This window comes from Niallia sp. 03133, from assembly GCF_052663225.1.
In genome coordinates this window covers 493,770-508,682 of record NZ_JBQTCY010000001.1, presented here as the reverse complement: position 1 = coordinate 508,682, position 14,913 = coordinate 493,770, and the positions used below count along the sequence as shown (strand labels likewise).

Genomic DNA, 14,913 nt, shown 5'->3' with positions numbered 1-14,913 from the left:
TTTTGAAGTTTAGCTTGATGACATTGGGGTCTTACTGCCCGTTAAGAGTGGGATAAAACTTGATTTTGTAAACGTTTTCATTTATACTGTAAATAGGTTGGATGGCATACGTGGTCATCATGGTATTTAGCGCAAGATGGAGCTGATACTACATTTGCTAAACTCAGATTATCTCTAATAAATAGGAAAAAAAGACAATCAATATTGGTTGTCTTTTTTGTCTTTTTTGTCTTTTTTGTCTTATCTATTAAATACTTTTTACTGCATAAAGATAAAATAATATGATTCTTATCAAAAATCAGGAATATCTAGTTCTCTCAAAATTCTGGCAGGATTTCCTCCTACAACGACATTGCTCGGAACATCCTTAGTCACTACTGCTCCTGAAGCAACAACTACATTATTCCCTATATTAACACCAGGATTAATGACGGCTCTCCCACCAATCCATACATTATTTCCAATGGATATCGGCTTTCCGTATTCTTTGCCAGAATACCGCTCTTTAGGAAGCAAAGGATGTGTTGCAGTATAAATATGGACACCAGGGGCCAGCATACAATTATCGCCAATCCTTACCTCACATACATCCAAGATAACGCATTCAAAATTGGCGTAGAAATTATTTCCCACGTAAATATTATAGCCGTAGTCACAGCGAAATGTAGGTTCAATATAGGCTTTTGAATCAGTAGAAGAACCTAAAAGCTTCTGCAGTATTTCAGAGCGTTTTTCCTTTTCAAACACAGTTGTTATATTATATTGTCCTACCAATTCTCTTGCATTTAAACGGCCTTCCACCAATTCTTGGTCAGAAGGGTCATACAGTTCTCCAGCCAGCATCTTTTCTTTTTCCGTTTTCATCTTACCATCTCCTAATTAAATGGATTTCATGATGATTATCCTTAATTCAACTACAACGCTATTAATCTCGTCATAACTATTAGTCATGCAGCTGTTGTTATATTTAACCAGTTAATACAAGTTAAATATAACACGTAATTGTACGTTGTCAATAAAGCGTTTACATTATTTACTTTCTTATTTTCCACTTCACTATATATCTGGCAGAAATCGAACACTGGAGAAGCAAACGGAGAATAAAAGAAAAATTAGTACACATACTATAAAGAAACATTCATCACAATAATAAGCATGTTAAATTGTTACAAAGATGTGAACAACATTTTATAAGAAAGCGTTTTATTTGTTCATTTCACATTTTAGACACATATATGTGATTGTTTTCACAAATTATCTACTATAATAAAAGTATCAAAAGCAAACATCATTTCAACAAACACAGAAACCATTAAAAAATGCTTTTGATTATAAAACGATTGCTTAGCTTGTCATTATTCTAATAAATACATTTTAAATTTGAATAGAAAATAAGGAGAGATATACGATGAAAAAACAAAATATTAACCGCGTTGTATTAATTGGTACAGGAGCAGTTGGATGCAGCTTCGCTTATTCTTTTATTAACCAAGGTGTAGCAGAAGAGTTGGTTTTAATTGATGTAAATGAAAAAAGAGCAGAAGGAGAAGCAATGGATCTAAATCATGGCATGCCATTCGCTCCATCTCCAGTAAAAGTTTGGAGTGGAAAATATGAAGATTGCGGCCTTGCTGACTTAGTTGTCATCACTGCAGGATTGCCACAAAAACCAGGCGAAACTCGTTTAGATTTAGTTGCTAAAAATACGGCTATCTTTAAACAAATCATTAAAAGTGTTATGGACAGCGGATTTGACGGCATTTTCTTAATCGCTACAAACCCAGTGGACATCTTAACATATGTAACTTGGAAAGAATCTGGCTTGCCAAAAGAAAAAGTGATTGGTTCTGGAACAACTTTAGACAGTGCAAGATTCCGTTATATGCTTGGTGAATACTTTAATGTGGACAGCAGAAACGTACATGCTGCTATTATTGGGGAACATGGCGACACTGAATTGCCAGTATGGAGCAAAGCAATGGTTGGATTGGAAAGTGTAGAGTCTTTAGTCAGCAAAAACCCAGCATACAAACAAGAAGACTTAGATAAAATTTTTGTTAATGTTCGTGATGCAGCTTACCATATTATCGAAAGAAAAGGTGCAACCTACTATGGCATCGGAATGTCTCTAGTACGCATTACAAAAGCCATCTTAAATAATGAAAATGCAATTTTACCTGTATCTGCTTACCTTGATGGTCAATATGGACAAGAAGATGTGTATATCGGCGTTCCAGCTGTTATCAACCGCGACGGAATCCGTGAAGTAGTGGAAATGAGCTTAACAGAAAAAGAACAACAACAATTTGAACACTCTGTTAAAGTATTAAAAGAAACAATGGCTCCAGTCCTTTTTGTACAAAACTAAAAAATCTTTGCGATAATACGAAATCAATCCGGCATGTTAGTAGCATGCCGGATTGATTTTTATTCTTAAATAGTTAAATATCTTCTTATAATTAAATACCCAACGGCAGAAAGAACTTTGCCTTGTTCCACAGACTTTTTCATCGATAACAATTCTTTTTTAAACTTCTTATTCCTCCAACTGAAAGTTTTTTTCTCATTTCTACCATATTCGAGTTCCCCCCACACATGTTGCTTATTATGAAGCTCTTTTTTCCTTCTTCATGTAAAAATTGGCTCTCCAATTTTTCAGCCATGCAAACCGCAAAATCACTGCTAAATGACAAAAAAGTGCTTTTGCCACTTTAAAGTGCGTACTTCTCAAATATAGTTCCTTGATAGAAAATAAAAGTGCACATCACATTGGAGAAGGAGCTGCAAAAACAATGAATAATAACTCTCTAGCAAATCGCAATGTCGCTTTGGTCGTAGGAGCAAATGGTGTCATCGGTCGCAACCTTATTGACTATCTCGTTACACTCCCTGATTGGGACGTGATTGGCCTATCCCGTCGAGGTGGAAAATCTGTTGGCCGTGTTCAATATGTTGCTGTTGATTTACTTGATATAGACGATACCCTCAAGAAGCTAAGCGGATTGACTGAGGTAACACATATCTTCTATGCCGCCTATCAAGACCGACCAACTTGGGCAGAACTTGTACCACCTAACTTAGCCATGCTGGTGAACACCGTAGAGACTATCGAACCAATTGCGTTGGGATTAAAGCATATCAGCTTAATGCAGGGATACAAAGTATACGGTGCACATCTCGGCCCATTCAAGACACCAGCCCGTGAAACAGATGCTAACCATATGCCGCCCGAATTTAATGTTGATCAGCAAGATTTCTTAGAGGAAAGGCAAAAAGGCAAGTCATGGACTTGGTCGGCAATCCGTCCTTCTGTCGTTTGCGGCTTTTCTCTTGGAAATCCGATGAACCTAGCTATGGTTATTGCAATATACGCCTCCATTTCGAAAGAGCTCGGGATTCCGCTGCGATTTCCGGGCAAGCCAGGTGCATATACGAGCCTCTTGGAAATGACAGATGCGGGGCTTCTTGCAAAGGCAACGGTATGGGCAGCGACTGAAGAACAATGTGCCAATCAGGCATTCAATATCACAAACGGTGATCTGTTCAGATGGAATGAATTATGGCCGAAGATCGCTCACTACTTCGGTTTGGAAACTGCGTCTCCGCTGCAGATGTCACTTGATGTGGTTATGGCCGATAAAGATCAACTTTGGAACAAAATGATTGAGAAACACGGGCTTGCCTCCCATTCGTATAAAGAAGTATCTTCCTGGCAATTCGGTGATTTTGTCTTCTCATGGGATTATGATTTCTTCGCTGACGGTACAAAGGCCCGCCGCCTTGGTTTTCACGAATACGTTGATACTGAAGCAATGTTTATTAATATCTTTAACGATTTCCGCAAGCGGAAAGTCATCCCATAAAGTGAACCTTCCATCAGTGAGGGTTTTCTTCCTCCCCACTGATGGAAAGCTTGCGGTCCACAGGATGTGGATCACACAAACGAATACATAAGGAAGTGGCGACCTTCGTTTGTACACCTCCTTGGACCTTAACGGTCAGTTATCCCCCACCTACCTTCCTCGATTCCTCAGCATCTTGAGGCGGGGGTCTTACTGCCCGTTAAGTGTGGAATAAAAAGAAATGCCGACCTATGTATATATTAGGTCGGCTTCTTATATGTTATCAACGTCTTCAAGCTGTGCATTGGAAAGTACGGTAGCCCTTCCTTCATACTTTCTTTCTATATGCATATCTCCCCATCTGCACATTACATGCAGAATCTCCTTTAGGCTCCAGCCATAGTCTGTCAACTCATACTCCACTTTTGGTGGAACTTGATTATAGGAAATTCGTAAGATGATGCCTTCCTCTTCCAGTTCACGCAGATGCTGCGTTAACATTTTTTGTGTAATTGCTGGTATCAAGCTCTTCAATTCACTGTTGCGTTTTCTGCCAAAGGTTAGATGAAAGAGAATAACAGGTTTCCACTTTCCCCCAATTACTTCCAACGTCGCCTCCACTGCAGTATTATATACTTTATAAGAATTAGTCATTACTAACTCCACCTCTCTTTTCAGAGTATTAGTGACATCGATCAACCACCAGGATAAATTATATATAATGGAGCCTCTTAATATACGTCTTTTAAGTTATTATAACTGTTAGCAAAATTTTATGCTATGCACCTCTGTTTTCATTAAAAATCATATCGTTTGATTACTTGAAATCATTACTTCTCTGAAGATGATGGCCATATTTAATCCAATTGGTAAGCAAATAAATAACCAACCTAACAATTACTAGGTCGGTTATTTAAGCAATTAATTTTTTATTTATTTCCTGGAGCAGGCTGATCAACACCTTTTATTCGATGTCGATGCCCGTCATCTTCCGTTGTGTAAAAATCATAATAATGGACATGCATTCCATTTCCTACTGCAATCGCTGGTCCAGAATATGCCTTATAATAATGGGTATGCCCATCTTCAAAGACTACATATCCCTCCGTTAAATGAATATGGTTATGATCCTGCGTTTGTATAGGAGGCGAAGTGACATCTAAGCACTGATGAACATGGCCATCCTCAACCGAAGTATAATCAACAGAACCGTGATTATGATTGGGTACAAACCCTTTTACAAAATCATTTTTTCCTATCCCAGCCATACAACCACCTCTTTTAAAGTTATCCATCTAATTATGGAAAATCAACTTCACATCAACCTAATCCAGGTTTACTGACTAGACCATTTCAGCTGATTTTGCATGATTCTCTCATTCTAGTGCACAAATAATATGTATCCCCTTTATCATTTGGCATAATGATCGTGTTCGATTGTCTTTTTCCTAAGAATAGTAGCTGTGTCCCCCAAAAACTTGCGATTATCCAATAGTGAACGATTAAAATTGTGCTCTTTTATTTAGATCCGCTTCAAATAAATCAATGATTTCTAAAAACCTTTCTGCTTCTCTAAAGGTATGGTCTGCTAGAAGCGGATGGATATTGCTCTTAATACGGCATGCTTCTATCAACTCTCTTGCAGTTTTCTTAAAATCTCTTAATGAGACAACTGATACTTTATTTTGATCTAAGAATTGACTTAAAATGGGTTTTGTTTCTGATTGAGGACGCATGCTATCTAAATCAATGGCTTGAAATAACAGCTGGTCAAAATCATGACTAAACTCTTTTGCCTGATCTACTAATTTTCTTTCAGAAGGATCTAAAAGATGTCCGATAAATTTAGCATGGTCCGCCATAATTTTTAGAAAGAATACATTTTCTTCAATAACGGCATCTGGAGTTGGTGCTAATTTTCCTTCATTTAATTCTTTTAATCGGTTCGCAAAATATGCTGCTTCTCTACTTATATGATCAACTAATAAAGGGAAATTGTTTGTACGAATTTCACAGCGCAAAGTTAAATCTAATACTTTTCGTTTAAAGCTCCATATAGAAGCTGCAGCTTGGTAAACCTCCGTATTAAAAGCTTGAACTTGGCGTAATTCAGAGTTCACCGTAAATTTAGTTAGCTTTTCCTCTATTCTTTCAAACAAAGAGATAAACTGCTTTGATTCAATGATCAATTGTTTTTGTTCATACGTAAATCCCAAGCTTAAAAATAAAGCATGCTCCTTCATAATCCTAGACCAAAATTCAATTTCATCTAATGACCTAGCCACAATTGGATTCGCCATTGTCCCCACTCCCTTGCTTTAAAATCACGCCCATTCTATATATATTGTTGAACCCTTGTACTAATTCTCCATCGTTTTAAATTTAATGTACAGACTCATTTTAGTTGAATTTCTTTACATGGATTAGCTTACCCACGTTTCTATCGACTCGTTTATTTTCCATTTACCATCTTTATAATGAACGGTGCTTTCTACACCAACAGCACCTTTTCCTGATCTATATTTAGATCCTTCAAAAAAAATGGTTATTAAATGGAAAATCTATATCCTCTATTCTAAGAAGTACCCCATCCAAAGCTAAAGTGTCCGGATTATAGTACCCCTTTTCTTTCAGTTCTTCGAAGGTTGCGTCCATCACATCCACTTTATATTTTTCTTTTAAATAAATGATGATTTCTTCTTTAACTTTCTCGTCTAATTTATCAAAATTACTCATATCAACCGCAATAAATCTCATACCACTGCTTAATGCCTCATCTTTTTCCATTATGGAGTTCAGTGCAACCTTGTATATTTCCCCCAAATGATCCTTGGGATTTACTGCCTTGCTGCTGGCAGTAAGAAAAACAGCTAAGAAAATTAGAATAGAAACCGATTTATTTCTCAACTTTCATTCCCCCTTATTGATAGGAGACGAAGTAAATTGGAAAAAGTTTCAATTTAGACTTTAAATGTCTCCATCGAAGAAAATAGTAAATAAGCTAGATTTCTTTATAATTTAGTGTATTTTTTATATTTTTGGAGGAAAGAAAAAATGGAAAAAGGCAAGTGAAATAGCTTAATGCAGATAAGGGTTTTGGATTTATTGAGAGTGTTGGTCGAGAAGCGGTTTTTAATGTGGAATAATGTCAACGCCGCCCCCCAGCACAAATCTAAGTAAAGTATAAAAACAGACCCTATCTTCAGAGTCTGTTTTTACTTAAAACATTTTGACAAAATAATTCAACTTAAAAGGTTATTGAATGATTATGATTCTTGTTTCATTAATTCTTCTTCAAAGAAAAAAGTATTTGGATATTTATTGACAGTATAAGAGTATCTTTTCATGTTTTTCACATAATGATATTTTAAAATGGTCACTGTTTCATTAGATGCTTTTATACTTACTGTTTCTCCAGTACTGAATATATTTTCCCTCATAGTGCTCACCCTCTCTAGAATTAAAAATAATAAAACATTAAACTTTACTTACCGTTCTTTGTGAGACATCATTTGAATTTCACATGATGTTTTATTTTCAACCAGCTCTTTTGCTGGATATTTTTTAGTTCCCAATTATCATAAGGATTATTCATTAAAGTTGTCGTGTTATAAATGTTTATACTTATTCACAAGTAAAGATCAACAAGCAACTATTATTTTTGATAGGAATTTTTACGACCAACTGCTTCTTTTCTTCCTATTTTTCTATTGTGCCCTGTTTTTAATACAAATCGGTACTCTTTAAGGTAATTGGACAAGAACCCTATATCCCTTTTATGGTTTATTTTATCCAAAAAACCAGACTTTTAAGTCTGGTTTCAGTGTTAGACAAATTACCATTTATCCCACTCTTAACGGGCAGTAAGACCCTCACCTCAAGATGCTGAGAAATCGAGGAAGCTAGGTGGGGGATAACTGCTCGTAAAGGTCCGAGGGAGGTACACAAACTAAGATCGCCACTTCCTTATGTCTTCGTTTGTGTGATCCACTTCCTGTGGACCGCAAGCTTTCCATCAGTGGGGGATGAAGAAAACCCTCACTGATGGAAAGGTTCACTTTATAAGAATTTCGCATACTAGTTATTTTTCTAGCTAGTGCAATCAAGAGTAAAAAAAGACTCCAATATGGAGTCTTTTTTTACTCTTCTTGATTATGCTACTTTATTTACGTTAGCAGCTTGTGCTCCGCGTTGACCTTGTTCAATATCAAAAGTCACTTTTTGACCTTCTTCTAAAGATTTAAAGCCTTCACCTTGAATGGAGCTGAAATGTACGAATACATCTTCTCCGCCTTCAACTTCGATAAAACCGAAGCCTTTATCTGCATTAAACCATTTTACTGTACCTTTTTCCATAATATTGCCTCCTGTTGTGGAATACTCCACACTATATTACTACCCCTGCCCAACTATACTATCTTAAGATAAAATTTCTAATGAAGACAATCTCTTCTCTCAATCTTACACCGAACAAAAATAATTAAGTTCATTATAACATAAAGAATTAAATATAACAATACGGGTAATTAGATGAACCAATTTAGAAGAAAAACCTGTTGCAGAACTGATTCATAGCAGTATGTACATTCAATTAGCTTCAAATAGAATTATCCAATCAATGTAAAGAAAAAAAAAATAGAATGTTTAATCATAGACTTTTCTAGCATCTATAATTTAGATGCATTTATAATCGATGACCTTATTAAAATGACTAGCATCATGTCCATGATTGGTGTGCACTCTATTATAACAGGGTTAAGGCCAGAACTTGCTCTCGAGACTATGCAACAAGATATAGATAGGTTTACTTCCATACCCAAAATGTCTACTGTAAAGGATGCACTTTATGCTTTAGATTTAAATAAAAAATAGATCCACAATGAAGAATAACCGTTTCACAACCTTTTTATATGCAAAAAGGTTTCAGAGTGTGGAGAAAGCAAGGCTGCTAAATTTCAGGCTGATGGAAAACCTTTATCTATTAAGGAACGAGCTTTTTTGCGGAGCTGAGTTACCGCGGCGAACGTTTTTCAACTGCCTGGTTTGTTTTTGGTGCTTAAATTTATTTGCTAATAAATCTACCCTGACTGTTTTCAGTCACCAAACAGATTCGCTATTTCAAATTATCTCTCCGATAAGGGAAACATCTTAAAAACCACATCCGTTTAGAATGCGTTCCTTATTAAATAACGTGCAAATCAATAATCAGTATGAATCACTTTCTGTAATCTACATAGAATGTAGTAACAACTATAACTTGTGGGGGTGTTTAGACTGATTCATACAGTTATGCCCGGTGAAACACTGACTCAAATTTCAAAAGATTATCGAACACCACTATCAACAATCATTCGTGCTAACCCTTCCATAAATCCAAATGTTATTTATCCAGGCCAATCCATTGTGATACCTGGTTTTCCTTTGCCTCAAACTATTCCATATCAAATTGATGTGTCCATTAACAGTCGTTGGCTAAAATTGCTAAAAAATGGCGTTTTGCAAAAACAGTATCCCATTGCTGTTGGCAGAATGTTATTCAGGACACCCGTTGGGAATTTTATCATTATCAATAAAGCACCAAATCCAGGAGGTCCATTTGGAACCATGTGGATGAGTTTATCAAAAGAACATTATGGTATCCATGGAACAAATAACCCGAGTTCGATTGGCAAATCCGTTTCAAAAGGCTGTATTCGAATGTATAATAAAGATGTAGAGGAATTATCAAGGATTGTTCCAATAGGAACCCCAGTTTCTATTCACCCATAGTTTTCCCAAAAGGGGAATCATTTATGGACTCACCGAAAAACACTCAACATTTTCTCCATTCTAGTAATAATGTCCAAAAAATCAGTGAAATCTTCGTACACATATTCCTGTGAATGGGCGGTGTTATTTCTTAATTCTTCGATTGCTTTAAAAAATTGTTTTACTTCCGTTTTGGAACGAAAACCAAGCATATCCAATAAAGAAGGTGTTTTTAGAATAATCTCTCCTTTATCGGATAACTGCAGACAATCAATCAACCCTAATCCTTCATTTTTATTTTTTCTCATTCTAAATATTTCTATTGCCTTTTGAATTCTGTTTTCATTTAAACAAGCTTTCCACTGTTCATGCGCGTAATTCTGTTTTATTAACTCAACTAAATTCATTTCAAGCATGGAAATTAGCCCGAATACAAGCATGCGTATTGGCTGCTTTTGTAAATCTGCAACGGTTATCAACTTCTTTATTTGGTTCCTTTCCAACACAAAAACAGGATGCTTGTCTCTTAATATTTCTAAAACTTCGATTAAGGAAGTGGAGTCAGAAACAATCTCTTCCATCTTAAAAGGATGCATATAATCGGAAATCAATCCATCTCTTAATTCGGATTGAATAATATAACCTATAATCTTCCCTTGCCTTTCTACTCCATAAAAATCAAAATCAAGCTTTTCCAAATGCAGCTTGATGCTGATTGCATTGTCTTCTGGAGCACAAGCTAATAATTCTTCTGCTATTAATGCAACAGAAAGATTGTTTGAATATATTTCTCGAAGTGTATCAAGACTCTTTTTTACACTTTTCATTGCTATAATACCTTCCCTTTTATGTACATATTTTTGTATAATTTGTCGACCGTCGTCTATTTATACTTATTGTATACTTATATTCGAACAATCACTATCCTCTGGCCCTATTTATTTTAAATGACTAGCTTTTTATCAGCAAATAAGGCACTCTCCTTTATGGAAGTGTCTGCTTACTTCGCAGCAAAAACTGTCTAAATCTTTTTTGTACTGTGTCCAACTGTACAATTTGTTTCTTCCTTCTTTTTGCTGCATGCAGTCCCCTGCTCTTCCAGCAGCATCGTGATTTCCCTTATATGTTCTTTGTCCACTCGGGAATGTAAACCATAAAGGGAGTGCCAACGAATAATTTGTTCAGAGATACGATTGAATTTCTTTTGAAGAATAGAACCTTCCATTAATGATGAGTCCATTTTTCAAAAATTTATTATGAACTTGATGGGTTCTTTTGGAAGTATAGGATGATGTTTATACCGTTAGTCAATTTCTATAATTTGAACGATCTAGGAAACACTATCAATGGAGGTGAACTTATGGCTAAAAAAGAGGTTCCAGTTACTTATCAACAAACTTTGGGAATGGAAATTCAAAGAGCACAATACCATACGAAGGATGAAGAACCTAGTTCTATTGAAAAACAGATCCATCAACTTTCCAACAAAGGAAAAAAGGGTTAATTGCCGATAGAAAGCCGCCTGAATAAATAGAGACTCCTGCTTAGAAAAGCGAGAAAGACGGGACCCTGCAGGAGCAAAGCGCCGAAGCGGCTCGGCGCTCGCTAAGCTAGAAGCGAAGTGTTTTCAAACTGCGGATTAGATAGGAATTATCTATACGAAAAGAGCCAAATGAAAAATGGAGGTGCTTAAACCTCCATTTTCACCTCTACCCTTTGTCCTGTCTGATTCTTCTTTGTTAATTTTACAAAAGCAATAGAACCAATAAAGGAAGTGATAAATAAGGTTGCTCCCATAGGTACAGCTGTCTCCTCATTAATGCCAACGAGCGGAGAGACAATGGAACCGATAAATAATGGAAACATACCTAACACAGCACTTGCACTTCCGGCACGATGTCCTTGGTGTTCCATCGCTAAGGTAAAGGAGCTTGTTACAATCATTCCCATAGCAGTCATATAAATAAAAATAGGTATAACGAGCAGTGCCAGCGGACCTTTTATTATCGTCATGATAAGGAGAATAAATGTTGCACCTACAGCCATCATTACACCCGTTTGGAGCAATTTTTTTTCATCTATTACTCCTCCATAACGACCGATGATCCAGCTTCCCGCAATAATGGCTATACCATTAATTCCGAATAGGATGCTGAAGACTTGCGGCGACACATCATAGATGCCTTGGTACACGAATGGAGTTCCTGACACATAAGCAAAGCTTCCCCCATGAATAAATCCAACGATTAAAGCATAGCCAATAAATGAACGATCCTTCAGCAAACTGCCCATTGTACGAAGCGAATGCCCGACTGAACTCGGGATTCTCTTCTCTTGCGGCAAGGTTTCTTTTAATTGCAGCGCAACAATCAAAACAATTAAAAGTCCAAGCAAAGCCAAAGAGAAGAAAATGGTATTCCAACTTGCAAATGGCAGGAGTAAGATTGCCCCACCAGTCATAGGTGCAGCCATTGGAGCAACTGCATTTATTACCATTAATAACGAAAAGAATTTCGTTAGCTCTCTGCCGCTGAACACATCACGTACGATAGCGCGCGAAAGAACAAGCCCTGCTGAGGCAGTTAAACCTTGCAAAAAACGGGCGAGCACCAATGTCGTAATATTCGGTGCAAATGCACAGAGAAGGGATGACAAAGCAAATAAGAAAATGGAAATTAATAAAGGCTGTCTTCTCCCTTTCGCATCACTGATTGGTCCAACAATAACCTGGCCAATTGCGAGTCCAATTAAACACGATGTTAAACTAAGCTGCACAAGTGAAGCAGTGGCACCTAAATCATCTGCGATATCGGGAAAACTTGGTAAATACATATCAATATTTAGCGGTCCTAATATTCCAAGCATTCCAAGAAGAAAAGCAAATCCCAGCCTCTCTTTTCCTGTTGGATTATGAATCATGAATGTCCAACCCCTTTCTACTTTCATTAATTATTTTATCTTTATACCACAATAGAGCTATATTTTCACTATGTATATAGATAAAAATCTTCCATTTAGATTTGAAATCGTTTTATCTTCCTAATCTTTAAATGAAAAGCTTATTTAATTATAAAATGCTCCACTTTTTTATGCTACTCAAGCATTTTATTTCCTCCCTTTTTTTATGAAATAATTAGTAATACCTTGTTTTAACAAGCTGTCTCTTCATCATTCTCTTTGCGAACTTTGAGTTAGTTATAAAAAAAATGCTTAGTCTACGCATAAACTAAGCATTTTCTGAAGCAATATTACTCTGATTAATTTATCAATGCATCGTGTTATTGCCCAATTGCTGCTGCATTTGCATGGATGCTGCTGGAGCATAAGCATTTAGCAGCTGCTGCATATCTTGTTCTGCAAGCTGCGGCACTTGATAATAATGACGTTTGTTTTGATATAATGAGATTTCGTACGCCATTTCAATGCAGTTTGGAATAGAGGCAGCAATTACTCTGCGAACAACTGGGTTTGTTGTTTCTGCTGCAGCCATCGATTTCATAGATGCAGCAGCCTTTGCTAGGTTGAGCATGGCAACAGAAACTTGTTGATCTGTCAGTTCTGATACGTTTTGAATTGGCTTTTCAGGAGGCGTTTGGACTAAACCGTAAATGAAATCGTTGTTTTCTTTCATCATATACGGCTCTGTTCTTTTAGCAGGCTCCTGCCCTGTTTGAAAGCTTTGTAATGTTAGGTTGTACTCTTCTTGAATAAATTGATATTGTCGGTTCATGATATCACGCAATTCAGGATCTTGAACATGCTGTTCTAAAAGCTTAAACATATTTAGTGTATTAATAGCTCCAGTCAACACTTCATGCACATCGAATATTTCGTGTCCCCCGTGATTTAAGTTTTGAGGAACCTGCCCTGTTTGTACATTTTGGTGCATTTGATTTTGTCCATTTTGATTTTGCATCAATGTAATCTCCTCCTGTTTACGAAATGTAGACATTTTAGCATCTACGCATGGTTACCTTCTTAGAGAAAACCCCTAAAGTACGATAATACTAACACTTGCGCAGACATTATTTTTTGTTAAAAATTTTTTCGAAAAATCAATAACAGGAATAGTATGTAGTAACCAATGCAATTTATTCACAAATATTGAGATAATAAATAATATAAAATATGCTTATGGACCCAGTGAAGAGAAATTGGCAATTGCCATAAAATATTCATTATTTTAAATGAGAATCATAAATTCAATCATTTATTAGTAAAAAAAGCAGACAGCCAATCGGAATGCATGGTAGTATTTAGTAAAAATATACTCCATTCTGCAAATAGTTAAAATATACAGATTATATTATTAATAGAACAGGACAATACAAACTCCATCAAATAATAAAATCAACTCCACCCAAATAGTGTCAACTTTTTTATTTTATTGTAGAAAATAATAAATATAACAACAGGAGGTTTACTATGAGTGATAAAAAGAGAAACGTCTATTGTCCGAGTGAATATCATCCACTAAAAAAAGTGATCTTAGCACCTCCAACATATATGACTATACAAGAACCGATTAATGCAACCCAACAGCAATTTTTAGACGATAATATTGATACTGAAATAGCCATACAGCAGCATCAAGTATTTGTGGAAAAATTGAAAGAGCAAGAAATAGAAGTTATTCTTTTACCCCCATTAAAAAAATATCCTGAACAAGTTTTTACTAGAGATATTGGATTTGTTTTAGGCAGCAGCCTTTTTGTTTCTGAAATGGGACATGATATAAGGAAAGGAGAAGAAAATGCTTTAATAGAATGGCTGGAGAAAAAAGATATGCCATACACCAAATTCAGCGGAGACAAAATTGAAGGCGGAGACGTCATCATCGATCGGAATACTATTTATGTCGGTGTAAGCAACCGAACAAATAAACAGGCGATTGGGCATTTGCAGACCCTCTTGCCCGATTTTGAGGTCATTGCTGTTCCTTTCACAGAAACATTTCTTCATCTGGATTGTGTGTTTAATATTCTGTCTCCAACAGAAGCACTTATTTACCCTGGCGAAATTCATAATGAAGTCTTAAAGCTATTAGAAGAACGATACGATTTAATTAAAGTGTCAACAAAAGAACAAGCAACGTTAGGAACCAATGTATTATCGATTGGAGACAAAAAAGTTTTTAGCCTGCCAATGAACTATGAAGTAAACAAAGAGCTGCGAATCAGAGGATATACCGTCATCGAAGTAGACATTTCAGAAATCATCAAATCAGGCGGAGCATTCCGCTGCTGCACCCTTCCTATTGAAAGGAAAGAATTATAAAGTGAACCTTTCCATCAGTGGGGATTTTCTTCATCCCCCACTGATG

Annotated in this window: 16 protein-coding genes; 5 read left to right on the top strand and 11 right to left on the bottom strand. The window is 36.2% G+C overall.

The window, feature by feature from the left end:
- Positions 1 to 291: 291 nt before the first annotated feature.
- The gene (gene maa / locus ACTYBU_RS02500) at positions 292 to 864 is read right to left on the bottom strand and encodes a maltose O-acetyltransferase (protein ID WP_445486858.1); all 573 of its coding nucleotides are present in this window, start codon (positions 862 to 864) and stop codon (positions 292 to 294) included.
- Between the two features lie 544 nt (positions 865 to 1,408).
- Between maa and ACTYBU_RS02495 the strand changes: the two genes are divergently transcribed.
- Together ACTYBU_RS02495 and ACTYBU_RS02490 are read left to right on the top strand one after the other, a co-directional pair.
- A complete protein-coding gene (locus ACTYBU_RS02495) occupies positions 1,409 to 2,368 on the top strand; it encodes an L-lactate dehydrogenase (RefSeq protein WP_445486857.1) in 960 nt (319 codons plus the stop codon).
- A gap of 424 nt (positions 2,369 to 2,792) precedes the next feature.
- Positions 2,793 to 3,863: an SDR family oxidoreductase gene (locus ACTYBU_RS02490; RefSeq protein WP_445486856.1), complete on the top strand. Its 1,071-nt coding sequence runs from the start codon at positions 2,793 to 2,795 to the stop codon at positions 3,861 to 3,863.
- 252 nt (positions 3,864 to 4,115) lie between these two features.
- On the opposite strand, the gene ACTYBU_RS02485 is transcribed toward ACTYBU_RS02490, so the two are convergent.
- From ACTYBU_RS02485 to ACTYBU_RS02460, 6 genes are all read right to left on the bottom strand, one after another.
- Entirely contained in the window at positions 4,116 to 4,496 is a 381-nt protein-coding gene (locus tag ACTYBU_RS02485) for a winged helix-turn-helix transcriptional regulator (RefSeq protein ID WP_445486855.1), read from the bottom strand.
- A gap of 275 nt (positions 4,497 to 4,771) precedes the next feature.
- Positions 4,772 to 5,110, bottom strand: a complete 339-nt coding sequence (locus ACTYBU_RS02480; RefSeq protein WP_445486854.1) for a YmaF family protein — start codon at positions 5,108 to 5,110, stop codon at positions 4,772 to 4,774.
- A gap of 234 nt (positions 5,111 to 5,344) precedes the next feature.
- Positions 5,345 to 6,142, bottom strand: a complete 798-nt coding sequence (locus ACTYBU_RS02475; protein ID WP_445486853.1) for a DUF2935 domain-containing protein — start codon at positions 6,140 to 6,142, stop codon at positions 5,345 to 5,347.
- Between the two features lie 232 nt (positions 6,143 to 6,374).
- Entirely contained in the window at positions 6,375 to 6,749 is a 375-nt protein-coding gene (locus tag ACTYBU_RS02470) for a peptide ABC transporter substrate-binding protein (protein WP_445486852.1), read from the bottom strand.
- Between the two features lie 359 nt (positions 6,750 to 7,108).
- Positions 7,109 to 7,282: a hypothetical protein gene (locus ACTYBU_RS02465; RefSeq protein WP_445486851.1), complete on the bottom strand. Its 174-nt coding sequence runs from the start codon at positions 7,280 to 7,282 to the stop codon at positions 7,109 to 7,111.
- 712 nt (positions 7,283 to 7,994) lie between these two features.
- Entirely contained in the window at positions 7,995 to 8,198 is a 204-nt protein-coding gene (locus ACTYBU_RS02460) for a cold-shock protein (protein WP_445486850.1), read from the bottom strand.
- 918 nt (positions 8,199 to 9,116) lie between these two features.
- Between ACTYBU_RS02460 and ACTYBU_RS02455 the strand changes: the two genes are divergently transcribed.
- The gene (locus tag ACTYBU_RS02455) at positions 9,117 to 9,611 is read left to right on the top strand and encodes a L,D-transpeptidase family protein (protein ID WP_445486887.1); all 495 of its coding nucleotides are present in this window, start codon (positions 9,117 to 9,119) and stop codon (positions 9,609 to 9,611) included.
- Positions 9,612 to 9,640: 29 nt separating this feature from the next.
- Here the strand turns inward: ACTYBU_RS02455 and ACTYBU_RS02450 are convergent, their stop codons facing one another.
- Positions 9,641 to 10,417: a hypothetical protein gene (locus tag ACTYBU_RS02450; RefSeq protein WP_445486849.1), complete on the bottom strand. Its 777-nt coding sequence runs from the start codon at positions 10,415 to 10,417 to the stop codon at positions 9,641 to 9,643.
- Positions 10,418 to 10,611: 194 nt separating this feature from the next.
- Positions 10,612 to 10,830 carry a hypothetical protein gene (locus tag ACTYBU_RS02445; RefSeq protein ID WP_445486848.1) on the bottom strand — a complete coding sequence of 73 codons (219 nt, stop codon included), beginning with the start codon at positions 10,828 to 10,830 and terminating at the stop codon, positions 10,612 to 10,614.
- 120 nt (positions 10,831 to 10,950) lie between these two features.
- Between ACTYBU_RS02445 and ACTYBU_RS02440 the strand changes: the two genes are divergently transcribed.
- Positions 10,951 to 11,094 (top strand): hypothetical protein, encoded by a 144-nt coding sequence (locus ACTYBU_RS02440; protein WP_445486847.1) that lies wholly within the window; start codon positions 10,951 to 10,953, stop codon positions 11,092 to 11,094.
- 185 nt (positions 11,095 to 11,279) lie between these two features.
- Here ACTYBU_RS02440 and ACTYBU_RS02435 read toward each other — a convergent pair whose 3' ends face one another.
- Together ACTYBU_RS02435 and ACTYBU_RS02430 are read right to left on the bottom strand one after the other, a co-directional pair.
- Positions 11,280 to 12,509: a Bcr/CflA family efflux MFS transporter gene (locus tag ACTYBU_RS02435; protein ID WP_445486886.1), complete on the bottom strand. Its 1,230-nt coding sequence runs from the start codon at positions 12,507 to 12,509 to the stop codon at positions 11,280 to 11,282.
- A gap of 346 nt (positions 12,510 to 12,855) precedes the next feature.
- A complete protein-coding gene (locus ACTYBU_RS02430) occupies positions 12,856 to 13,506 on the bottom strand; it encodes a spore coat protein (protein WP_445486885.1) in 651 nt (216 codons plus the stop codon).
- Between the two features lie 509 nt (positions 13,507 to 14,015).
- Between ACTYBU_RS02430 and ACTYBU_RS02425 the strand changes: the two genes are divergently transcribed.
- Positions 14,016 to 14,867 (top strand): dimethylarginine dimethylaminohydrolase family protein, encoded by an 852-nt coding sequence (locus ACTYBU_RS02425; RefSeq protein ID WP_445486846.1) that lies wholly within the window; start codon positions 14,016 to 14,018, stop codon positions 14,865 to 14,867.
- Positions 14,868 to 14,913 lie beyond the last annotated feature (46 nt).

Excerpts from the sequence above, each read along its gene's own strand:
- ACTYBU_RS02430 (WP_445486885.1), bottom strand. The coding sequence starts at position 13,506 with ATGCAAAATCAAAATGGACAAAATCAAATGCACCAAAATGTACAAACA.
- ACTYBU_RS02475 (WP_445486853.1), bottom strand. The coding sequence starts at position 6,142 with ATGGCGAATCCAATTGTGGCTAGGTCATTAGATGAAATTGAATTTTGG.
- ACTYBU_RS02450 (WP_445486849.1), bottom strand. The coding sequence starts at position 10,417 with ATGAAAAGTGTAAAAAAGAGTCTTGATACACTTCGAGAAATATATTCA.
- ACTYBU_RS02445 (WP_445486848.1), bottom strand. The coding sequence starts at position 10,830 with ATGGACTCATCATTAATGGAAGGTTCTATTCTTCAAAAGAAATTCAAT.
- ACTYBU_RS02435 (WP_445486886.1), bottom strand. The coding sequence starts at position 12,509 with ATGATTCATAATCCAACAGGAAAAGAGAGGCTGGGATTTGCTTTTCTT.
- ACTYBU_RS02485 (WP_445486855.1), bottom strand. The coding sequence starts at position 4,496 with ATGACTAATTCTTATAAAGTATATAATACTGCAGTGGAGGCGACGTTG.
- ACTYBU_RS02460 (WP_445486850.1), bottom strand. The coding sequence starts at position 8,198 with ATGGAAAAAGGTACAGTAAAATGGTTTAATGCAGATAAAGGCTTCGGT.
- ACTYBU_RS02425 (WP_445486846.1), top strand. The coding sequence starts at position 14,016 with ATGAGTGATAAAAAGAGAAACGTCTATTGTCCGAGTGAATATCATCCA.
- maa (WP_445486858.1), bottom strand. The coding sequence starts at position 864 with ATGAAAACGGAAAAAGAAAAGATGCTGGCTGGAGAACTGTATGACCCT.
- ACTYBU_RS02495 (WP_445486857.1), top strand. The coding sequence starts at position 1,409 with ATGAAAAAACAAAATATTAACCGCGTTGTATTAATTGGTACAGGAGCA.
- ACTYBU_RS02490 (WP_445486856.1), top strand. The coding sequence starts at position 2,793 with ATGAATAATAACTCTCTAGCAAATCGCAATGTCGCTTTGGTCGTAGGA.
- ACTYBU_RS02440 (WP_445486847.1), top strand. The coding sequence starts at position 10,951 with ATGGCTAAAAAAGAGGTTCCAGTTACTTATCAACAAACTTTGGGAATG.
- ACTYBU_RS02465 (WP_445486851.1), bottom strand. The coding sequence starts at position 7,282 with ATGAGGGAAAATATATTCAGTACTGGAGAAACAGTAAGTATAAAAGCA.
- ACTYBU_RS02480 (WP_445486854.1), bottom strand. The coding sequence starts at position 5,110 with ATGGCTGGGATAGGAAAAAATGATTTTGTAAAAGGGTTTGTACCCAAT.